Below are 22402 nucleotides of genomic sequence, written 5' to 3' on the forward strand. Positions count from 1 at the left end.
CCGTGAGTGAACAAAACAGGATTTCATTTTGAGACTAGTGACTAATTATGTCAACGGTCACGTTCGATTTAGAATGATCATCTCGATAAGCTGCGCAGCACCAGGCTCGATAACTGGGCGGGGGCGTGGTCGACCGAGTCGAAGCTGTACTGCAGCAGCAGCGGGTTCAGGTAAGGCCGCAGCACCAGGTAGATCGCGCTGACGGTTTCGTCCAGCGGCGTCTTGCGTTCGAAGTCTTCGTTGTCGCGGCCCAGGCGCAGGATGTCCGTCAACACACCCTGGATGCGCAGCTCGTAGCGCTGCGCAGAATCCCAGCGTTCGGAGGCGGCGGAGGAGGCGATGTCGAACAGCTTGCGATCCTCGAAGAACAGCCGCATGCTGGACACCACGATGGTCTTGAACAGGCGGCGCAGCTTCTCCGGCGCGCCTTCCGCGCCATCGACAGCCGCGCGCACGTCGGTTTCGATTTCGAGCAGGCAGGTGGCGCAAATCTGTTCGCCGATGGCCTGCTTCGATTCGAAGAACTTGTAGATATAGGCCTTGGAAAAGCCGATTGCCTTGGCCAGGTCGGAGACGGTGGTCTTTTCGTAGCCGTACAGGCGGAAGTGGGCGGTGGCGGCGGTGACGATCCGGTCGCGCACATCGTGGTCGGCCGGGCCCCGGGTCGGGCCATTGTTGGTAGTTGCAGTAGTCATGGCCGACAGCTTAACCCCCATCGCCGATTTGCACAATAAGTGACTAAATAGTGATATAGTCACTATCGTCTTTTCTTCTCTAGTGGAATTCCATGATCCCGACCCGACCTTTGATTGCGCTGGCGGCAGCCTGTTTTGTGACAGGTTGCGCCACCGCTCCGGCCGTGGGGCCCGACTACGCGCGCCCCGATCTGCAACTGCCGCAGCACTACCTGGCCCAGTCCACCGCGCAGGCAGCCGACCTGTCCGAGTGGTGGCAGGATTTCCACGATCCGCAACTCGATCAGCTGATCACGCTGGCGCTGGCGCAGAACCTCGACCTGGCGCAGGCGTCGGCCCGCGTGGCGCAGGCGCGTGCCGGTCTTGGCGCCGCCCAGGCAGCGCTGCTGCCGTCTGCGAACGTGAACGCGCAGGCGGCACGCGCCTACCAGTCGGTGGAAACGCCGCTGGGCCAGGTGCTCAACTCGCAGCCGGGCTTCGACCGTTACGGCAGCGCCTACGAGGCCGGCATCGGCGCCGGCTGGGAAATCGACCTGTTTGGCGGGCTGCGGCGCGGGCGCGAAGCAGCGCTGGCCGAGTACCAGGCGTCCGCCGCCGGCGCGGCCGCCACCCGGCTGGCGGTGGCCGCGCAGACGGCCGACACGTATATCACCTTGCGCGGCCTGCAAGCGCGGCTCGAGGTCGCCCGCAAGCAGGTGCGCACGCAAGAGGGCTTGCAGGCCACCCTCAATCTGTTGCTGGGCAAGGGCCTGGTGCCGGAACTGCAAGTACGCCAGGTAGAGGGCGCGCTGGCACAGGTGCGCTCGTCGTTGCCGGTGCTGGAAGCGGCGCAGGATACCGCCATGAATGCGCTCGACGTCATGCTGGGCAGCGCGCCCGGTACGCAGCGTGCGCAACTGGTCGCAGCATCTGCCATCCCGGCCGCGCCGGTCATCACGGCCACCGGCACGCCCGGCGACCTGTTGCGCCGCCGCCCCGACCTGATCGTGGCCGAGCGCCGGCTGGCTGCATCGAATGCCCGCATCGGCGTGGCGATTGCCGAGTTCTATCCGAAGTTTTCATTAAGCGGCATGATCGGCAGCGCCACCGCCATCTCGGGAGGCAACCTGCTTACCAATGACGCCAGCCAGGCATCGGCCATGCTGGGCCTGCGCTGGCGCCTGTTCGACTTCGGCCGCATCAACGCCCAGATCGACCAGGCGCGCGGGCAGGAAGCGGAAGCGCTGGCAGCCTACCGCCAGTCGGCGCTGCGCGCCACGGCCGACGTGGAAAACGCGTTGACCGACATGAATCAGCGCAACCGCCAGGCCGCCACGCTGGAGCAGGGCGTGCAGGCGTGGCAGCAGGCGCGCCAGGCGTCGTTTGCCGCTTACCAGAAGGGCGTGGTGAGCCTGATCGAAGTGCTGCAGGCGGACGACAGGCTGCTGCAGGCGTCCGACCTGCGCGCGCAGGCGCAAACCGAGGCGGCGCGCGCGGCGGTAGCGGCGTTCAAGGCGCTCGGTGGCGGCTGGCAGCCGGCGCCGCAAACCGAGTCGGTGGCACAGCGTTAATCCCGGTTGGCCGGCGGCCGCGCATCGAAGATGTCGGGCCGGCTTGCCGCCAGGTCCACCAGCGTATCGACAGCGATGCGTACCTTGGGCTGCAGGTGCCAGGTCTTCTGCCACAGCACGTGGATCGGCATCGCCCCGCCGCCCATATCCGCCAGCACCTGCACCAGTGCGCCGGTGCGCAAGGCGTCGCCCGCGAGCCAGGTGGGAAACTGCGCCAGGCCGCTGCCGGCCAGCGTGGCCTGGAGCAGGGCGTCGCCGTCGGGCAGTTCGTGGCGCACCGGCACCTCGTGCGGGACGATGGCGCCGGCCGCATCCTTCAACAGCCAGGTGGATCTGACCGTGCGGCGCCAGCCTGCCAGGCAGTCGTGCGCCGCCAGGTCGGCGTGGCTGCGCGGCGTGCCCTTGCGCGCCAGGTAGTCTGGCGCAGCGCAGATCACCATGTGCTGGTCGCCCAGGCGGCGCGCGATGAGGTCGGGATGGTTGCCCAGGGTACCGATGCGCACCGCGAGATCGATGCCTTCGACAACCATGTCCACCGCCTGGTCGCGCAACGTGAACGACAGGTCGAGGCGGTCGTGGCGCGCCGCCAGTGCCAGCAGGGGTGGCACGACATGGCGCCGGCCGAACGTGGTGGGCAGCTCGATACGCAGCCGGCCTGCCGGTTCGCGGTGGCCGGTGGCCAGAAAAGATTCGGTCTGGTCCAGTTCCTCCAGCACGCGCCGGCAACTGAGCAGGTAGGCCTCGCCCTCGGTGGTGAGCGCGATGCGGCGCGTGGTCCGGTGCAGCAGTTGCACGCCCAGCCGGGCCTCCAGCCGCGAAATGCTTTTGCCCACCGCCGAACCGGTCACGCCCAGCTCTGCTGCGGCCGCGCTGAAGCTGCCCTTGTCGATCGCGAGCACGAATTCGCGCAGTCCTGCAAAACGGTCTTCCATTGATTGTGGAATATGAGGATGGAAAGACTGGAATCATAACTACTTACTGAAGCTGGTGGAAGCAATTAGACTGTTTCCTCGTTGAGCACCGCTGCGGTCCTCACGCTACAGGAGAACACGATGAAAGCATGGCTACTGAAGGATTTTGGTTTGAATAACCTGCAACAGGGCGAGGTCCCGACCCCGGTGCCACAGGCGGGCGAGCTGCTGGTGAAGGTGGGCGCGGTGTCGCTCAACTTTCGCGACAAGGCCATCATCGATGGCATTTACGAGCCGCACCTGGTGCCCAAGTCGCTCATTCCGGTGTCGGACGCGGTGGGCGTGGTGGTCGCGACAGGCGCCGGTGTTACCCGCTTTGCCATCGGCGACCGCGTCAACTCGCACCTGTATTCGCGCTGGATCGATGGCGAACCAGGCCCGGACGAGCCGGCGTACTGCTTCGGCATGCCGCTTCCGGGCGGGCTGGCCGAGTACATGATCATCCACCAAGACAGCGCGGTGCGCGCGCCAGCCGGCATGACCGACGAGGAAGCCTCGACCCTGCCGATCGCGGCGCTCACTGCCTGGTACGCGTTGATGGATGTCGGCCGCCTGCAACCGGGACAGACCGTGCTGGTGCAAGGCACCGGCGGCGTCTCGATCTTTGCCGCCCAAATCGCTGCAGCCCACGGCGCCCGTGTGATCGCCACGTCCAGCAGCGACGCCAACCTGGCCAAGGCCAGGGCGTTCGGCGTGAGTGATGGTGTCAACTACCGCACCCACCCGGACTGGGAGCGCGAGGTGCTGGCGCTAACCGGCGGCAAGGGCGTGGACGTCACCATCGACGTGGCAGGTGGCGCAGGGCTGAATCAATCGGTGCAGGCGACCAAGGCGGCCGGGATTATCGCCCAGGTGGGCTTTCTGACCGGGCAGACCACGCAGTTGCAACTGATGCCGGTGATCTTCCGCCAGACCACGATCCGCGGCATCGCGGTGGCGCCGCGCACCTCGTTCGACCGCATGAATCCCTTCCTCGACCAGCACGGCATCAGGCCGGTGATCGACAAGGTGTATGGCTTCGACGAAGCGGTGCAGGCTTTCGAGCACCTGGCGCGCGGACCGTTCGGCAAGGTTGTGATCAAGGTCGCACAGTAAAGGCAGTGTTTTGTTGCTCGGGAGACTCACGGTTCATGGAGTCTGCTGTTATATGTCTTATATAAGACTCATTGAGGTACAATAGCGGCCGGAGCAGGTGAAGTTGGCCTGGTTCCTTCCGCTACCCACCCTGAATGAGAGTTTTTCATGCTAGCTGCCTACCGCCAGCACGTCGCTGAACGTGCATCCCTCGGGATCCCTGCGTTGCCTTTGTCCGCCGATCAAACGTCGGACCTGGTCGAACTCCTGAAGCATCCGCCAGCCGGCGAAGAACAGTTCCTGGTTGACCTGATCACCAACCGCGTACCGGCCGGCGTCGATGATGCCGCCAAGGTCAAGTGTGCGTTCCTGGCCAGCGTGGCCAAGGGTGCGGAAACCTCGCCGCTGGTCTCGCGCGAGCTGGCCACCCGCCTGCTGGGCACCATGCTCGGCGGCTTCAACATCAAGCCGATGATCGACCTGCTCGACGATCCGGTCGTTGGCGCCATCGCTGCCGAAGGCCTGAAAAAGACCTTGCTGATGTTCGATTACTTCCACGACGTCAAGGAACTGGCCGACAAGGGCAGCGTCAGCGCGCAAGGCGTGCTGCAATCGTGGGCCGACGCCGAGTGGTTCACCTCGCGTCCTGAAGTGCCGCACAGCCTGACCATCACCGTTTTCAAGGTTACCGGCGAAACCAATACTGACGACCTGTCGCCGGCGCCCGACGCGACCACCCGTCCCGACATTCCGCTGCACGCGCTGGCGATGCTGAAGAACCCGCGTCCCGGCATCAACCCGGAAGAGCCGGGCAAGATCGGTCCGCTGAAACAGCTCGAAGCACTGAAAGCCAAGGGCCACCTGGTCGCCTACGTCGGTGACGTGGTCGGTACCGGTTCGTCGCGCAAGTCCGCCACCAACTCGGTGCTGTGGTTTACCGGCGAAGACATCCCGTTCATCCCGAACAAGCGTTTCGGCGGCGTGTGCCTGGGCACCAAGATCGCTCCGATCTTCTACAACACCATGGAAGACGCCGGCGCGCTGCCGATCGAGCTCGATGTGACGCAAATGGAAATGGGCGACGTGGTCGAACTGCGTCCGTACGAAGGCAAGGCGCTCAAGGATGGCAAGGTCATCTCCGAATTCACCGTCAAGTCGCAAGTGCTGTTCGACGAAGTGCGCGCCGGTGGCCGTATTCCATTGATCATCGGCCGTGGCCTGACCACCAAGGCGCGCGAAGCGCTGGGCCTGCCCGCATCGACGCTGTTCCGCCTGCCGCAAAACCCGGTCGATAGCGGCCGTGGCTACTCGCTGGCGCAAAAAATGGTCGGCCGCGCCTGCGGCATGCCGGAAGGCGAGGGTATTCGTCCTGGCACCTACTGCGAACCGAAGATGACTACCGTCGGCTCGCAAGACACCACCGGCCCGATGACCCGCGACGAGCTGAAAGACCTGGCCTGCCTGGGCTTCTCGGCCGACCTGGTGATGCAGTCGTTCTGCCACACCGCCGCCTACCCGAAAGTGGTGGACGTCAAGATGCACCGCGAACTGCCGACCTTTATCGAAAACCGCGGCGGCGTGGCCCTGCGTCCGGGCGACGGCGTGATCCACTCGTGGCTCAACCGCCTCCTGATGCCAGACACCGTCGGCACCGGCGGCGACTCGCACACCCGCTTCCCGATCGGCATCTCGTTCCCGGCAGGTTCCGGCCTGGTGGCGTTTGCCGCCGCCACTGGCGTGATGCCGCTCGATATGCCGGAATCGGTGCTGGTGCGCTTCAAGGGCACCATGCAGCCTGGCGTGACCCTGCGCGACCTGGTCAACGCGATCCCGCTGTACGCGATCCGCCAGGGCATGCTCACGGTGGACAAGAAGGGCAAGAAGAACATCTTCTCCGGCCGCATCCTGGAAATCGAAGGCCTGCCGCAGCTCAAAGTCGAACAGGCGTTCGAATTGTCCGACGCGTCGGCCGAGCGCTCCGCTGCCGGTTGCACGGTGCACCTCGATAAAGAGCCGATCATCGAGTACATGACCTCGAACATCACGCTGATGAAGTGGATGATCGCCAACGGCTACCTCGACCAGCGCACGCTGGAGCGGCGCATCAAGGCGATGCAGGCCTGGCTCGACAAGCCGGAACTGCTGGCGCCCGACGCCGACGCCGAATACGCCGCCGTCATCGAGATCGACCTGGCCGACATCCACGAGCCGATCGTGGCCTGCCCGAACGACCCGGACGATGTGAAAACCCTGTCGGAAGTCGCCGGCGCCAAGATCGACGACGTGTTCGTCGGTTCGTGCATGACCAATATCGGCCACTTCCGCGCGGCGTCGAAGGTCCTGGAAGGTAAATCGGACATCCCGGTGCGCCTGTGGATCGCGCCACCGACCAAGATGGACCAGCAGGTGCTGACGTCCGAAGGCCATTACGGCTCGCTGGGCCGCACCGGCGCGCGCATGGAAATGCCGGGTTGCTCGCTGTGCATGGGTAACCAGGCGCAGATCCGCAAGGGCGCCACCGTGATGTCGACGTCCACGCGTAACTTCCCGAACCGTCTCGGTATCGAAACCAATGTGTACCTGGGTTCGGCCGAACTGGCCTCGGTGTGTTCGCTGCTGGGCCGCATCCCGACCCGTGCAGAGTACATGGAGCACACCGGCGTGCTCGATGCCAATTCGGCCGACATCTACCGCTATATGAACTTCGACAAGATCGAAGAATTCAGCTCGGTGGCCGATACCGTGAACGTTTAAACACGGCTCACCCCGAGAACCCCAACGGGCTGTTGCAGCTCGCTGGGGTTTTTTTATGAGCGCTCTCAAAACAAAATTTAATAGGGTTTCGCTTAGCAAAATTTTGTTTTGCTGGGCTTGTGATTGCCCGGAGCTTACTCTCGGAAAGTTTGATTGATGTCAATTTCGCCCTGTTTTGGTGCGCCTAGAGTACTGCGTAACGTTGGACAGGCGGTTGTCCGCGCATTACCTGGCCACAGGTCTTCCAGCGTTGGCGCGAGCGTTCGCTTGCGTTTAATCTGCCTGGGAGAATTACCGTGCAACACTCATTGACCTTCCATCCCCGTTTTCAACCGCGCGCCATGGCCGTTGCTGTCACCACAGCGGCTTCCACTGCGCTCTGCGCCGTATTGTCGTCGGCGCCAGCCACGGCAGCGGCCGACTCCGCAACCAACTCCGCAACCAACTCCGCCATCACGCCGCCTGGCACCGTCTACAGCGTCATCAACCTGTGGCCCGAAAGCGGTGGCACCGCCTTGCTTAACGAACGCGGCCAGGCCGCCTTCAATTCCTTCAACTACTACGGCGCCACCAACGGCTTTTTCGACGGCGACCGCGTCCACCCTATCGGCACCCTCGGCGGCACCTACACCCTGGTGCGCGGCTTGAACAACCTCGGGGTGGTGGTGGGCAGTTCGGAAGACGCCGCGCCACGCAGCAACATCCTCGGCTTTACCTGGACTGCGGCCGGCGGCATGCGCGCGCTGCCGGGAACCTCGGTGGCCAGCGCGGAAGACATCAACGACCTGGAGTACATCGCCGGCCTGAATGCCGAAACCGGCATCTCTTCGCGCGCCGTGCGGTGGAATCCGGGCGGCGCCCTTGTACCGTTCGGGCCGCGTCCGTTTTCGCTGTCCATCGCCCATGCCATCAACCGGCAAAACATCGCCACCGGGTATGGCGACGCCGCTTCCGGGGCCATTACCGCCATGTTGTGGGATGCCAGCGGCAGGCGAACCGACCTGGGCACCTTGGGCGGCACCCGGGCGTTCGGACTGCATATCAACGAGCGGAGCGAAGTGGCCGGCCGCTCCGACACCGCCAGCAGTCCGAATGAGCAGGCTTTTTTCTGGAGCCGCCTGACCGGCATGGTGCCGATCGACGGTGGCGGTCCGGTGACCGATGTGACCAGCCTGAACGATCGCAGCGAGGCGGTCGGCTACGCGCTGCGCAACGACCAACGCCTGTTTGCCTACAAGTGGACGCCCACCGGCGGACTCGCACGATTGCCCGGTTATCCGCTTGCCGACAGCTTTGCCAGCGACATCAATAACGCCGGCGAGATCGTCGGCACGGTCCAGTGGCCGGGCGGCCAGGGCGCGACATTCTCGCGCGCCGTGCGCTGGGCGGGCCTCACCACCCCGATCGACTTGAACAGCCGCCTCTACCGGGCGCCGCCAGGACTGGTCGTGCAATATGGTCAGGCGATCAATGAAGCGGGCGTCATCCTGGCCAACTCGAATGCGGGCCTGGTCATGCTGCGTCCCGGCACGCGCGGCACCGACGCGCCGGTGCTCGGTCCGATCACCACCTTGCCGCGCACGGTGGAACTGGGCCAGGATCTCACGCTGACCGTCAACCTCATCGACAACTCGCCCACGCAAACCCACCAGGCCAGCGTGGTGTGGACCGATGGCTGCCCGTCACCTGCACCCATCGTACGCGAGGCCGGCGGCGTGGGGCAAGTCACACTGCGCCACCGCTTCTGCGCCGCCGGCTTCCAGGCGGTGCGCGTGCGCGTCACCGACTCGGCTGGCCGCTCGACCGAGCTGGTACAGGACGTGACGGTGGATGATCCGGCGCTGGCCTCGGTCAGCGGCGCCGGCACGCTGCGCCTCGGCACCGGCGCTGCCCCCGTCGGCCGGGTAAGCAGCGCGGCGCCATTGCGTTTTTCTCTGTGGGTGCCGCTGGGTGGCGATACCAACCGCGCGCCAGCGAAGGCGCTGGTGCTGAGCGGGCCGTTCCACTTCCGCGGCGAGCAGATCGGCGTCAGCCGTGCAGGACAGGTGGCCCACGTGAGCGGCACCGGGCGATTCAACGGCCGTGCCGGCTACCGCTTCACGCTCGAAGCGCATGATGGCGGCAGCCAAAGTGGCGCGCCGGATCGCCTGCATGTGCGCATCACCCATGTCGATGCGGTTACCGGCGCCGAGGTCGTCGATTACGACAACGCTGCCCCGGCCACCCTGGCTGCAGCTGCAGCTGCAGCGACGCTCGACCGCACTGTGGTGGATGATGGCGGCGTCACCCTGCGCGACTAGGCCGCCCCGCGCTGAAACCGCTAGTCGGTAGCGTTTGTGATCTGCCGAACATAAGGAAGGCGCCGGTTGCCTCATACTGTCGGCTTGGCAGCTCATCAACCCGACCATCGGCAGTATGTTCACATGACACAAGACCACGGTCAGCGCCCGGCGGCGGATGCCCGCTTCCTCGACAGCGGCAGCGAGATGGCGGCGCTGATCCGCGCCCACGACTGGGCGTCCACCTCGCTGGGACCGATATCATCCTGGCCGCAAAGCCTGCGCACGACCGTCAGCCTGTGCCTGGCCTCCAATTTCCCGATCAATATCGTCTGGGGGCCGGATCGGATCCAGATTTATAACGATGGCTACCGCGTGCTGTGCGGCGACCGCCATCCGGCCACGCTGGGCATGGATTACCGGGTGTGCTGGGAGTCGGCATGGGCGGCGCTGGCCGCGCCGTTCGACTGCGCGGTGCGCGGCGAGACCTCGTACCTGGAAAACCAGCGCATGTTCCTGTTCCGCAACGGCTACCTGGAAGAGACGTTTTTCACGTTTTCCCTCAGCCCGATTCGCGACGAGAGCGGCGAGATCGGCGGCCTGTTCCACCCGGTGACCGAAACCACGCTGACCATGCTCGGTGCGCGCCGCACCCGCGCCGTGCGCGACCTGACCGCACAACTGGCGCCATTGCAAACCGGCGAGCAGGTGTTTGCGCAAACCGCCGTCACGCTTAAGCAATTCGAGTTCGACCTGCCGTTCGTGCTGCTGTACGAGTTCGACGCGGAGACCGGCGATTACGTGCTGCGCCAGCGCAGCGGCATCGAAGCGTCGCCGCTGGTCGCGCCCGAGCGACTGCTGGCCGGCGCTTCCGCCACTGGCGATGCGGCCGGCGCGACGGCAGGCTTCTGGCCGCTGGCGCATTTGCTGCAATCTGCGGCCGAACCGCGCATACTGGAGCTGCCCGGCTTGCGCCAGGCGCTGGGCGATGCGCCATGCGGACCGTATCCCGATGCGCCCGACCTGGCAATGGCCATTCCCGTGATGCGCCCTGGCGCCACGCAACCGGTGGCGCTGCTGCTCACCGCCGCCAGCGCACGGCTGCCATTTTCTGCCGACTACCGCGGCTTTTACGAACTGCTGGGCGCCACCCTGGGCACGGCGCTGGCGCGCGTGGCCGCGCACGAGGAAGAGCGCAAGCGGCTGAAAATGCTGGCCGAGATCGACCACGCCAAGACCGTGTTCTTCTCCAACGTCAGCCACGAATTCCGCACGCCGCTCACGCTCATGCTCGGCCCCCTGGAAGACCTGCTGGCCATGCCCGATGTGACGGCGCCGCAGCAGGCGCTGCTGGCCACGGCCAATCGCAACGCCCGGCGACTATTAAAACTGGTCAACGCGCTGCTCGATTTCTCGCGCATGGAAATGGGCCGCACGTCGGCCACGTTCGAAGCCACCGACCTGGCCACCGACACCGCCGAACTGGCCAGCCACTTCGCGTCCGCCTGCGAACGCGCCGGCCTGTCGCTGGGCATCGATTGCCAGCCGTTGCCGGCGCCGGTCTGGATCGACCGCGGCATGTGGGAAAAGATCGTGTTCAACCTGCTGTCCAACGCGTTCAAATTCACGCTCGAAGGCGGCATCAGTGTGCGTCTGCGCGCGGTCGATGGCATGGCCGAACTGGTCGTGGCCGACACCGGCGTGGGCATTCCGAGGGCCGAGCTGGGGCGCGTGTTCGAGCGCTTCCACCGTATCGAGGGACAGCCCGGGCGCTCGGTGGAAGGCACCGGCATCGGGCTGGCGCTGGTGCACGAAATGGTGCTGCTGCACGACGGCGAGATCACCGCGGAGAGCGAGGCCGGGCGGGGCGCGTTGTTCCGGGTGCGGATTCCGATGGTGGCGCGCAGCGCGGCGCCTGTCACACACCGCCAGCCATCGGCGCGGCGGCACGTGCACGCGCCCGTGTACCTGAGCGAAGCTGCGCAGTGGATCGACAGCGGCGCCCACACCGGGCCGGGCGCACCGCAGCGGCAGCACGTCAGCGGCCACATCGTGCTGGCCGACGACAACAACGACATGCGCCGTTACGTGCAGAAAACCCTGACAGATGCCGGCTACCTGGTCACTGCCTGCGTCAACGGCGCCCAGGCGCTGGAGCGCTTGCGTAGCAGCGACTTGCCCGACCTGGTGGTAAGCGACGTCATGATGCCACTGGTGGACGGCTTTGCCTTGCTGTCCGAGGTGCGCTCCGAGTCGCGCATGCGCGAGCTGCCGTTCATTTTGCTCTCGGCGCGGGCCGGCGAGGAAGCGCGCATCGAGGGCCTGGCCGCCGGCGCCGACGACTACATCGTCAAGCCGTTCAGCGGCCGTGAACTGCTGGCGCGGGTGGAAGGCGCGATCAGCCTGGCGCGCCTGCGCCGCGAAGGCGGCGAGCGCGATAGCGAATTGCGCCTGCGGATCGAGGCCGACCGCAACAAGGACGAATTCCTGGCCATGCTGGCGCACGAGCTGCGCAATCCGCTGGCGCCGATCAGCGCCGCCGCCGAGTTGATGGGCCTGGGCCTGCTCGACGCCGACCGTCTGCAGCGCACCAGCGGCATCATCACGCGCCAGGTGCGCCACATGACGGCGCTGGTGGACGACCTGCTCGACGTCTCGCGCGTGACGCGCGGCCTGGTCGAGATCGAGCGCCAGCCGCTCGACCTGCAACTGGTGGTTGCCGCCGCCGTGGAACAAACCCGGCCCCTGATCACGGGACGCGGCCATGAACTGGCGCTGCACCTGCCGGCCGGGCCGGTACTGGTACTGGGCGACTACAAGCGCCTGGTGCAGGTGCTGGCCAACCTGCTCAACAACGCCGCCAAGTTTACGCCGTCCGGCGGCGCCATTGTGCTGGCGCTGGCGGTAAGCGAGGACCGCGTGCGCGTCTCGGTGCGCGACAACGGCATCGGCATCGCGGCCGAACTGACGGACCGCATCTTCGACTTGTTCGCCCAGGCCACGCGTACCCCGGACCGCTCGCAGGGCGGGCTGGGCCTGGGCCTGGCCCTGGCGCGAAAACTCACCGAACTGCATGGCGGCAGCATCGGTTTTGTCAGCGCCGGCGCCGGCGCTGGCACCGAGTTCACGGTAGAGCTGCCGGCGTACGGCGGCCTGGCGCAACTGGCGCGCGACAATGCACCGGCAGGCGCCGCAGGTGGCGACCAGCGCCTGCGCGTGCTGCTGGTTGACGATAACGTCGACGCCGCCAGCATGCTGGCCATGCTGCTCGAAGCGCAGGGCTACCTGGTGCAGGTGGAGCACGACGCCAGTGCCGCGCTGGCGCGCGCCGCCGCGTGGGCGCCCGCCGTGTGCATCCTCGACATCGGCTTGCCCGACATGGACGGCAACGCCCTGGCGCGCGAGCTGCGGCGCCGGCCGGAAGGGCGCGACGCCACCCTGATCGCGGTCACCGGTTACGGCGAAGAGCGCGACCGCGAGGCCGGTTTCGCCGCCGGCTTCGACGCCTACTTCGCCAAGCCGGTCGATACCGACCGGCTGCACGAGGTGCTCGAGCATGCGGCCAGAGTATTTATGGCACGCTGAACTCCGTGGCGATAAAATCGATAAAGGCGCGCACCTTGGCCGGCTGGTTCTGGCGGCTGAGGTAATACAGATACAGGTCGGCGTCGGGCAGGGTGTAGTCGGGCATGACCTGCTTCAAGCGTCCGCTGGCCAGGTACCTGGCGGCGTCCCACTCCGAGCGCTGGACGATGCCGTGGCCGGCCAGCGCCCACAGCATGACGATGTCGCCGTCGTTGCTGGAGACGGCGCCGCGCACCTTCACCAGTTCTTCCACTTTGCCTTTTTGCAGGCGCCAGGTGCCGTACACGTCGTCGTTCTGCCGGTGCAGGATGCAGCGATGGCGGTGCAGTTCGGCCGGCGTGCGCGGCTCGCCCCACTGTTTCAGGTAGCCGGGCGACGCGCATAAAAAGCGCCGGTTGGCCATCAGCTTGCGGGCCGTGAGGCGCGTATCGGGCAGCTCGCCGAAGCGGATCGCGAGGTCGTACGCTTCCTCCACCAGGCTGATGGGCCGGTCGGTCAGGTGCAGCTCCACTTCCACTTCCGGGTACGCATGGGCAAAGCGCGAGACGATGGGCGCGATGCGGGTGCGCCCGAAACCCGGCGTGGCGTTCACTCGCAGCAGGCCCTTGGGCGCGGCACGGCCGCTGGCCACCGATTCCTCCAGCTCGCGGATCTGGTGCAGGATGTGCGCGGCCTGCGCCAGGTATGACTCACCTTCGCTGGTGAGACTGATACGGCGCGTGGTGCGATTTACCAGGCGCACCCCCAGGCGCTGCTCCAGCACGGCGAGGCGCTTGGTGATGGCGGGCGGCGTGACGCCCAGTTCGCGCGCGGTGGCGCTCATGCTGCCCAGCTTGGCCAGCAGCACGAAGAAGGTCAGGTCGGGGGCCGCATCACTCTTCATTTGTCATTTTTTATTTAAAGTGAATAAAGGTTTCAAAACAGGTGAATTGTAGCAGTGTAGTTCAATAGTAGACTGGTTCCACTTTGACAGGAGAACCGCATGAAAATCGTTGAAATCCGCGAAAAAACCGTCCCGATCAGCTCGCCTATCCGCAATGCCTATATCGACTTCAGCAAGATGACCCTGAGCCTGGTGGCGGTGGTCACCGACGTCATCCGCGATGGCAAGCCGGTGATCGGCTACGGTTTCAATTCCAATGGCCGCTATGGCCAGGGCACCCTGATGCGCGAGCGTTTCATTCCGCGCATCCTCGAAGCCGATCCGGCCAGCCTGGTCGATGATGCCGGCACCAACCTCGATCCCCACAAAATCTGGAACTGCATGTTCACCAACGAAAAGCCGGGCGGCCACGGCGAGCGCTCGGTGGCGATCGGCACCATCGACATGGCGGTGTGGGACGCGGTGGCCAAGATCGAAGGCAAGCCGCTGTTCCAGCTGCTGGCCGACCGCTACGGCAACGGCCAGGCCGACCGCAAGATTTTCGTGTACGCCGCCGGCGGTTATTACTACCCGGGCCAGGATCATGGCAAGCTCAAGGACGAGATGCGCAGCTACATCGACCGGGGTTACACGGTGGTGAAGAAGAAAATCGGCGGCGCCGACCTCGACGAAGATTTGCGCCGTATCGACTCGGTGCTCAGCGTTTTACAGGATGGCCAGAAACTGGCGGTGGACGCCAACGGCCGCTTCGGCCTCGATACGGCGGTCGAGTATGCCAAGGCACTGTCGCAGTACGACCTGTTTTGGTACGAGGAGCCGGGCGACCCGCTCGACTTCGAGTTGCAGGCCACCTTGCGCAACTATTACAAGAATCCGATGGCCACCGGCGAAGACCTGTTCTCGATGCAGGATGCGCGCAACCTGGTCCGCTACGGCGGCATGCGCGCCGACCGCGACTGGCTGCAATTCGACTGCGCGCTCAGCTACGGCCTGGTGGAATACCTGCGCACGCTCGACATGCTGCGCGAGCACGGCTGGTCGCCCAAGCGCTGCATTCCTCACGGCGGCCACCAGATGTCGCTCAATATCGCGGCCGGCCTGGGGCTGGGCGGTAACGAATCGTATCCCGACCTGTTCCAGCCCTACGGCGGCTTCCCTGACGGCGTGACGGTCGACAACGGCCACATCATGCTGCCGGAACTGCCGGGCATCGGCTTCGAGGGCAAGGCAGACCTGTATCGCGAGATGGTGAAACTGGCTTAGCCTGGATCAAGCGAACGGTCGGACGCGGCGTGCGAGAGCGTTGTGATGGGGACTAGAATGATGATTCCTTTTGCAATGTTTTCAACCTTCTCGTGGAGCAATTATGGCTACCTCATTCGATCCGTTCTGGATGTTCAAGATGCCGCTGTCGGGCGACGTCATGCAGCGCTTCAATTCGCCATTTTTCTCACCGACGTTTAACTTCGCTGGCGACGCCGGGGTCGAAGACCGCGTGGTGTCGGAAGTGGCCAGTTACGGCAAGCAGATAGGCTGGCTCAACGACCTGGTGATCAAGCTGGCGGAAAAGCAGGAGGCCGATATCAATGTCCTCAACAAGGTGAAAAAAGCCAAGGCTGACATCGACGACATCAAGCAGGCGCAAACGACCACGGTGTTGCGCACGGCAGTCGATGCCCTCAAACAGCTCGAAACCAGCGAGCCCGACCTGTACAAGCAATTGATCAAGCGGCATGCTCAAGCAGCAGCCAGTGCCTCGTGATCAACCCTGTTAGCGCACCGCTTCAAGAAACAGCGTCAATGCGGCGGACGCGAAAATCTACAATGCGCTGAGCTGAAGTCTTGATTTTGTTAGCCCCGAACCGTCGTCCCCGCGCAGGCGGGGACCCAATTTGGCGGGCATTTCGACGAATTTCGCAGAACTTGAGCACCCACGCAAGCCGGTTGGTCGGTCAACCGGACGGGGTAATGGTCGAGGCCGGTGGTACCATATTGTCCTCTCCTGCCAAATACTCCCCCTAGCTGCCAGTTGCCATGTCATGGTCCCGGCGCTCGCTATCGAGAGCCGGCGGGCCGGTGGCGCCGATATCGGTGGCGAACGTGGCTGTGGCTATCCTCTGATCGGCGCTGCAAGGTGACATCCACGCTGCCGTCGCTGGGCCAGCAGCAGCTGATGCACGCGGTGTCGAAGGTCCGTCGCATGCAACCGCGCTAGCGGTCACTGCCCGATCTTGGCCTGTTGCAGAGCGCCGGATCTGGCCGCTGGCCGTCGCGTGCCTGTACCGCATGTCGATTGTGCTGGTCTCGTGCCGGCCGGGTGCCGTATGCGGCAGGGATTTCGCAAGTTCCAGGCGGAGCGGGTGCAGGCGGTAGAGGTCACCCGCGACAGCTTCCGGCCCCGGCGCGCAGCCATGTTGCGCACCTGGCTGGCCGAACTTCAGGCCGCAGCGCCGGAAGCGCCGCCTTCGTTTCAAAGGAAAAATATGTTGTCGAAAAATGTCAAAGGCTGGTGCGGATGCGCAGCGGCCGCTACTGTCCTGTTGTCCGGCGGTGTCGCCATGGCGGCCGACGAGGGCAAGTCGCCCCTCACCGTGGGCGGTGCGATCCGCTTCAATTATGTTTACAAGAGCTGGCAGGACGAATATCGCAACGGCTTCTTCGGCCTGGACACCGCCCGCCTCGACGTCAACTACGACGACGGCACCACCATCGGCTCGGCCCAGTACCGCTACAATAATTTCCCGAAAGGGCAGGGCGGCTATTGGCAGCATTTCCTCCACCACGGCTGGATCGGACGCCGCTTCGACGACAAGAGCGAGCTGCACATCGGCGTGGACAAGAACCTGTTCGGCCTGCAGCCGTACGCGTCGAACAATTTCTACGAATCGATCGCGTTCTATGCCGGCTTCGAGGACAAGTACGATCTCGGTGTGACCTACCTCAGCAAGCCCGGTCCGGTCGAATGGCAGGTGGGCTTTTACCCGCGCGACGGCGGCTCTTACGGCGGTGGCAGCAATACCGCGCCCTCGGCCAACCGCTACTCGTACAACATCGTGGCCGACGACGATGCGCAAGGCTTCGGCACCGGCCAGCGCGATACCGAGCGCAACACCCTGATCGGTCGCGTGGCGTTCAAGCTGGGCGATAAAGGCCAGCAGGAAGTGGGCTTTTCGGGGCTGACCGGTAATATCCGCAACGAAGCGCGCGCCAACGGCGCCGTCAACACCCGCCGCAACGCCTTTGCCGTGCACTTCAAGGGCAAGTCGGGACCGTTCGATGTGATGTTGCAGGCGATGCGCTACGACTACCGCACCAGCCACGAAGCCACCCAGACCTACGGCGGGCTGGACGCCAACAGTTTCGTCATGATCGGCGGCTTCGGCTACCCGTACCCGGTGGCGTCCAAGGGCGACATCTACATCGCCAACGCCAGCTACGACATCGGCGGCAAGGTCGGACCGTTCAGCGGCTTCAAGGTCTATAACGACTACAGCATGCTGCACAAGCGCGTTGGCAGCTACAAGGACTCGGCCCAGAACGTTACGGGCCTGAGCTTCTCGGCCGGTAAATGGTCGTTCTCCGCCGACTTCATGTTGGGCAAGCACCACCCGTACATCTCACCGGACTTTGGTGGCCTGGGTTCGACCTCGGCCGAGCATCCCGGGTATAGCCGCCGGATCAACTTGCAGGCGGGGTATTACTTTTAAGGAAGAGGGCGTTCAGTGCCGCCGCTTGACCCCCCGCTGTACCTTGCCACCCCGATATCCCGCCAGCCACGATCGCGCCCGGTTGGCGTCTGCCGCGTGCGAGTATTTGCCTTGCGAGTTCAGAAACACCATCACCGTCGGCCGGTTGTTGACCATGGTGTAGAGCACCATGCAGCGGCCCGCTTCCGAGATGTAGCCGGTCTTTTGCAGGCGGATGCGCCAGTTGCTGCTGGCGGTCAGGCGATTGGTGTTGTGGTACACGCTGGTGCCGCGCCCCTGGCGGATGCTGAACGCATGGTCGGTGGAATAGCGCCGGATCAGGGCGCTCTTTTCGGCAGCGATCACCAGTTTGGCCAGGTCGCTCGGGGTGGAGACGTTGGCGCTCGATAAGCCGGTGGGTTCCACGTAACGCGTGTTGCGCATCCCCAGCGTGCGGGCCTTGCGGTTCATCGCGGCCACAAAGGCGCGGGTGCCGCCCGGATAATTGCGGCCCAGCGCGGACGCGGCCCGGTTCTCCGAACTCATCAACGCCAGGTGCAGCATGGACGTGCGCGGCAGCGTGGTGCCCACTTGCAGTCGCGACGATGAATATTTCAATCGGTCGACGTCCGCGCTGGTGACGGTGATCTTCTGGGTCATGCTCTGGCCGGCGTCGAGCACCACCAGCGCCGTCATCAGCTTGGTAAGCGACGCAATTGGCAGGACCGTATCCGGGTTTTTCTGGTACAGCACGTCCTGCGTGGTCGGATCGAGGATCACCACCGCGCTCGAGCGCAGCGCCGCCAGGTGCGCCGCGTTCGGTGCTTGCGAGACCGCCACCGCTTTGGCCATCTTGCGCTTGCGCAGCGGCTTGACGGCCTTGACTGTCCTGGCCCTGGTCGCCTTGGCCTTCACTGCCTTGCTGGACTTGGTGACCTTGGCTTTGTGCCGGGTATCGGCGCCGTATGCGTCCACCGGCGCTTGCAAGCCTGCCAGGCCCACCACGCACATCAGGGAAAAAATCAACGGCTTCAGTAGTTTCATGCTTTTCATGCAGCGGGGCCCAGGCTGGAGTAACGACGTCCGGATGGTAGGCAAGCACACTTAGCAGTCACTTAGCAGACGTTCCATGCGCGATGCCGTTAAAATACCGGCCTGGTGCCGACATTCGGCGCGGAAATCGAAAGGACGTCATGCGGGTGCTGTTGGTGGAAGACGATGACATGATCGGCAACGCGATCCAGCAGGCGCTGCGCGAAGCCAGTTATGGCGTCGATTGGGTGGTCGATGGCGACGCTGCGCTCGACTCGCTGGCCTGCAATCCGTACCAGATGGTGCTGCTCGACCTGGGCCTGCCGCGGCGCGACGGCATGTCGGTGCTGCACACGCTGCGCGCAGCCGGCCGCGGCGTGCCGGTGCTGGTGCTCACCGCGCGCGACGCCACCGAAGACCGCGTGGCCGGCCTCGATGGCGGCGCCGACGACTACCTGGTCAAACCGTTCGCGCTGTCCGAACTGCTGGCGCGCATGCGCGCCGTCACCCGCCGCCAGGCCGCCGCCGTCGGCCCCAACCTGGGCAACGGCGTGATCACGCTCGACCCGGCCACCCACGAAGCCTGCCGCGACAGCCGCCAGGTGCGCCTGACCGGTCGCGAGTTCGCCTTGTTGCAGGCGCTGATGGTGCGCCCCGGCGCGATCCTCTCGCGCACTGAACTGGAAAACCGCATCTACGGCTGGAACGAGGAAGTGGAAAGCAACGCGGTCGAATTCCTGATCCACGCGCTGCGCAAAAAACTCGGCGCCGACGCCATCAAGAACGTGCGCGGCGTGGGCTGGATGGTGTCCAAGGCGCCATGAACACGTCGCTCCAGTACCGGCTCTCGGCCACCATCGCGCTGGCCGTGGTGCTCATGGCCGGCAGCGCCGCCGTGTTCACCCTGGTCGCCTCGTGGAACGACGCCCACATCGCCCAGGACAAGCAGCTGCGCCAGATCGCCCACCTGATCGGCCGCCTGCAAACCGGGCCGGTCACGCTGGCCGCCCGCCAGAAAATCAGCGGCATCACGCTCGACGAGCGCATCGTGGTGCGTTTCCTCAATCCCTCGCCGGGCGAACCGGAGGACTACGATGGCCTGCCGGTATTCTCCACGCCGCTGGTCGATGGCCTGCAAACGGTGGACATGGATGCCGATTCGTGGCGCGTGTTCGTGCGCACCGATAACAGCGGCGTGCGGCTGGCGGTGGCCCAGCAAACGCGCGTGCGCAACGCGGTGGCGGTCAACAACGCCTTGCGGGCCTTGATCCCGTTCGGTTTGCTGTCGGTACTGCTGCCGCTGCTGGTGCACTGGCTGATCCGCAAGCTGTTCGGCCCCCTGCGCGCGGTGGCCGACGAGGCGGGCCGGCGCTCCCACTACGACCTGCGCCAGCTCGACGCCGCCGGCCTGCCGGACGAAGTGCAGCCGCTGGTGGCCGAAATCAACCGCCTGCTCACGCGGGTGGACGCGGCGATGCAAACCCAGCGCCGCTTCGTGGCCGACGCTGCGCACGAACTGCGCTCGCCGCTCACCGCCATGTCGCTGCAGACCGAGCGCCTGGCCGCTGCCGACATGCCGGACGAAGCGCGGCGCCGCATGCAAACGCTGGCCGCCGGCCTGCAGCGCACGCGCGTGATGCTCGACCAGCTGCTGGCGCTGGCCCGCTCGCAGCAGGGTGCGCCCGACAGCACGGCGCCAGGCCCGGTATCGTTACAACAGGTGGTGCGCGCCGTGATCGAAGACCTGTATCCGCTGGCCGAGCAGCGCGGCATCGACCTCGGCGTGCTCAGCACCGATGACGCGCTGGTGGCGGCCGCGCCGCTGGACTTGCACATGCTGGTGAAGAACCTGGTCGATAACGCGCTGCGCTATACGCCACACGGGGGGCGGGTCGATGTATCGTTCTGCAGCCACGCGGGCGGAGTGGACTTGATTGTCGATGACAGCGGCCCCGGCATCCCCAAGCCCGAGCGCGAACGGGTATTCCACGCCTTTTATCGCATCTTGGGCAGCAGTGAGACCACCGGCTCCGGACTGGGGCTGGCGATCGTGAAGGCGGTGGCCGACAAGGCGGGCGCCACCGTCACGTTCGATACGGCGCCGTTGTCGTCCACGGGACTGCGGGTGGTGGTGGCGTTCCCGGGGCCTTTGTCGAGAATGGCGACCGACATCAGGCGTCTGCCATCGTCCCCGGCAGCTTGAACACGCTCACCGCCTCGGTCAGCGCCGCCGCCTGTTGCTGCAGCGCGTCGGCCGCCGCTGCCGCTTCTTCCACCAGCGCGGCGTTCTGCTGCGTGACGCCATCCATGTGACTGATGGCAGAGCTGATCTGGGCGATGCCCTCGGTCTGCTCCTGGCCCGCCACCGTGATCTCGGCGATCACCGAGGTGACCCGCTGCACGCTGGCCACCACGTCGCCCATGGTGGCCCCAGCCACGCTTGCCAGTTCGCTGCCGGAGGCGATGCGGCTTACCGAGTCGTTGATCAGCGCCTTGATTTCCTGCGCCGCCGTGGCCGAGCGCTGCGCCAGGTTGCGCACCTCGGTGGCCACTACCGCGAAGCCGCGTCCCTGTTCGCCGGCGCGCGCCGCTTCTACCGCCGCGTTCAGCGCCAGGATATTGGTCTGGAACGCGATGCCGTCGATGGTGCCGATGATGTCGACGATCTTGCTCGACGAGGCGCTGATCGCGGTCATGGTGGAGACCATCTGCGCCACCGCCTGGCCACCCTTGACGGCGATGGCCGAGGCGCTGTCGGCCAGTTCGCCGGCCTGGTTGGCGTTGTCGTTGTTCTGCTTGACCGTGCTGGTCAGCTCCACCATCGAGGCGGCGGTTTGTTCCAGCGCGCCGGCCTGCTGTTCGGTGCGCGAGGACAAGTCGAGATTGCCGCTGGCGATTTCGGTCGATGCTGCGTGGATCGCCACGGTGCCGTCGCGCACCCGGCCCACGATGCCCGACAGGTTGCCCTGCATCTGGCGCAGCGCCTGCAACAGGTCGCCGATTTCGTCGGTGGTGTCCGAGCGTACCTCGGTGCGCAAGTCGCCGGCGGCGACCGTCTGGGCCACCGCCACCGCCGCATACAGGGGCAGGGTGATGCTGCGGATTAGCCACAGCACCGTCACCGAACCAATGACCAGCACCAGTCCGAGCGCGAGGGCGATCGTCAGCGTGGCGCGCTGGTGCGCCGCTGCATTGTCAGCCTCGATCTGCTGCGCCAGGTCCTGCGCCTGCTGGCCGATGTAGGCGACGATGTCGTCGATCTTGCGGGTCGGTTCGCGGTCGGCGCCCTTGACCAGCGCATCGACCTTGTCGGCGGAGGTGGCCTGCGCCGGGTCGAATTGTTCGAGGGCCTTCAGGTAGCGGGCGGTCAGCCCTTCCTGGGTGCGCAGCGCGTCGTTCACCATGGGCGTGGCGATGGCCAGCTGGTCGAGCATGGTGGCCAGGCGCGCCAGGTCGGCGCGGGTGGCGTCGCCGCCCTTGATGAAGGCGGCGCGGTATTTGTCCAGCGTATCCTGGTCGTCGCCGCGCACCAGGATATTTTTCCATTCCTGGATCTGGATCTTGAATTCCACCTGGGCGCTGCGCGCGGTGTCGCTGGCCTGGCCCATGGCCCCCAGGCGCACCATGGCTGCACTGGCGCGGGTGTTGCCCGCGTCGAGCGCGCGCCAGCCGACGAAGCCAACGATCAGCAAAGCGAAGAAGAAAAGCGCCGCCAGCAGGCCGAGCCGGACACCAATTTTGAGATTGCCGAGTTTCACAGGTACACCCTTGGTCAACAGTGAAATGCGTTCCTGCCAGGCGAAGTCCGGATGCAGGGCCGACGGGCGGCCTGTCATTCCGCGCCGCACCGGGCTGGCCGGGGCGGCAGTCAAGAGATCTTGCGGGGAACGTGA

General features: G+C 65.4%; 15 protein-coding genes. 10 read left to right on the forward strand and 5 right to left on the reverse strand.

Features of this window, described 5'->3' with window-relative positions; all coding sequences use genetic code 11:
• Window positions 1-77: 77 nt before the first annotated feature.
• Window positions 78-695 carry a TetR/AcrR family transcriptional regulator gene (locus tag J2X54_RS18190; RefSeq protein ID WP_310182452.1) on the reverse strand — a complete coding sequence of 206 codons (618 nt, stop codon included), beginning with the start codon at window positions 693-695 and terminating at the stop codon, window positions 78-80.
• A 92-nt stretch (window positions 696-787) separates the two neighbouring features.
• On the opposite strand from J2X54_RS18190, the gene J2X54_RS18195 reads away from it, so the two are divergent.
• Window positions 788-2245: a TolC family protein gene (locus tag J2X54_RS18195; RefSeq protein WP_310182454.1), complete on the forward strand. Its 1458-nt coding sequence runs from the start codon at window positions 788-790 to the stop codon at window positions 2243-2245.
• On the opposite strand, the gene J2X54_RS18200 is transcribed toward J2X54_RS18195, so the two are convergent.
• Window positions 2242-3177, reverse strand: a complete 936-nt coding sequence (locus J2X54_RS18200; protein ID WP_310182455.1) for a LysR substrate-binding domain-containing protein — start codon at window positions 3175-3177, stop codon at window positions 2242-2244. The two genes, J2X54_RS18195 and J2X54_RS18200, sit on opposite strands and share 4 nt — an antisense overlap.
• Window positions 3178-3297: 120 nt before the next feature.
• Here J2X54_RS18200 and J2X54_RS18205 point away from each other — a divergent pair, with 120 nt between their 5' ends.
• From J2X54_RS18205 to J2X54_RS18220, 4 genes are all read left to right on the forward strand, one after another.
• Entirely contained in the window at window positions 3298-4311 is a 1014-nt protein-coding gene (locus tag J2X54_RS18205) for an NAD(P)-dependent alcohol dehydrogenase (RefSeq protein WP_070250968.1), read from the forward strand.
• Between the two features lie 147 nt (window positions 4312-4458).
• Window positions 4459-7044, forward strand: a complete 2586-nt coding sequence (locus tag J2X54_RS18210) for a bifunctional aconitate hydratase 2/2-methylisocitrate dehydratase (RefSeq protein ID WP_310182457.1) — start codon at window positions 4459-4461, stop codon at window positions 7042-7044.
• Window positions 7045-7340: 296 nt separating this feature from the next.
• Entirely contained in the window at window positions 7341-9344 is a 2004-nt protein-coding gene (locus J2X54_RS18215) for a hypothetical protein (RefSeq protein ID WP_310182459.1), read from the forward strand.
• Window positions 9345-9467: 123 nt separating this feature from the next.
• Window positions 9468-12908 carry an ATP-binding protein gene (locus tag J2X54_RS18220; RefSeq protein WP_310182460.1) on the forward strand — a complete coding sequence of 1147 codons (3441 nt, stop codon included), beginning with the start codon at window positions 9468-9470 and terminating at the stop codon, window positions 12906-12908.
• On the opposite strand, the gene J2X54_RS18225 is transcribed toward J2X54_RS18220, so the two are convergent.
• Window positions 12895-13791 (reverse strand): LysR family transcriptional regulator, encoded by an 897-nt coding sequence (locus J2X54_RS18225; protein WP_310182464.1) that lies wholly within the window; start codon window positions 13789-13791, stop codon window positions 12895-12897. The genes J2X54_RS18220 and J2X54_RS18225 overlap by 14 nt on opposite strands.
• Before the next feature lie 99 nt (window positions 13792-13890).
• Between J2X54_RS18225 and J2X54_RS18230 the strand changes: the two genes are divergently transcribed.
• The 3 genes from J2X54_RS18230 to J2X54_RS18240 all read left to right on the forward strand — a co-directional run bounded on the left by J2X54_RS18230 (window position 13891) and on the right by J2X54_RS18240 (window position 17498).
• Entirely contained in the window at window positions 13891-15054 is a 1164-nt protein-coding gene (locus J2X54_RS18230; protein ID WP_310182465.1) for a mandelate racemase/muconate lactonizing enzyme family protein, read from the forward strand.
• A 103-nt stretch (window positions 15055-15157) separates the two neighbouring features.
• Window positions 15158-15553: a hypothetical protein gene (locus tag J2X54_RS18235; RefSeq protein ID WP_310182466.1), complete on the forward strand. Its 396-nt coding sequence runs from the start codon at window positions 15158-15160 to the stop codon at window positions 15551-15553.
• A gap of 562 nt (window positions 15554-16115) precedes the next feature.
• The gene (locus J2X54_RS18240) at window positions 16116-17498 is read left to right on the forward strand and encodes a hypothetical protein (protein WP_310182467.1); all 1383 of its coding nucleotides are present in this window, start codon (window positions 16116-16118) and stop codon (window positions 17496-17498) included.
• A 12-nt stretch (window positions 17499-17510) separates the two neighbouring features.
• On the opposite strand, the gene pbpG is transcribed toward J2X54_RS18240, so the two are convergent.
• Window positions 17511-18521: a D-alanyl-D-alanine endopeptidase gene (gene pbpG / locus J2X54_RS18245; RefSeq protein ID WP_310182468.1), complete on the reverse strand. Its 1011-nt coding sequence runs from the start codon at window positions 18519-18521 to the stop codon at window positions 17511-17513.
• Window positions 18522-18670: 149 nt separating this feature from the next.
• Here pbpG and J2X54_RS18250 point away from each other — a divergent pair, with 149 nt between their 5' ends.
• On the forward strand, window positions 18671-19333 hold the full coding sequence (locus J2X54_RS18250; protein WP_070250988.1) for a response regulator transcription factor: 663 nt from the start codon (window positions 18671-18673) through the stop codon (window positions 19331-19333).
• Window positions 19330-20712, forward strand: coding sequence for an ATP-binding protein (locus tag J2X54_RS18255; RefSeq protein WP_310182469.1), 1383 nt, complete (start codon window positions 19330-19332; stop codon window positions 20710-20712). The genes J2X54_RS18250 and J2X54_RS18255 overlap by 4 nt, the downstream gene beginning before the upstream one ends.
• Here the strand turns inward: J2X54_RS18255 and J2X54_RS18260 are convergent.
• Window positions 20681-22267 carry a methyl-accepting chemotaxis protein gene (locus J2X54_RS18260; RefSeq protein ID WP_310182909.1) on the reverse strand — a complete coding sequence of 529 codons (1587 nt, stop codon included), beginning with the start codon at window positions 22265-22267 and terminating at the stop codon, window positions 20681-20683. The two genes, J2X54_RS18255 and J2X54_RS18260, sit on opposite strands and share 32 nt — an antisense overlap.
• Between the last annotated feature and the right edge of the window lie 135 nt (window positions 22268-22402).

Source organism: Duganella sp. 3397 (assembly GCF_031456625.1).
In the GTDB taxonomy this organism is placed as follows: domain Bacteria; phylum Pseudomonadota; class Gammaproteobacteria; order Burkholderiales; family Burkholderiaceae_D; genus Rugamonas; species Rugamonas phyllosphaerae.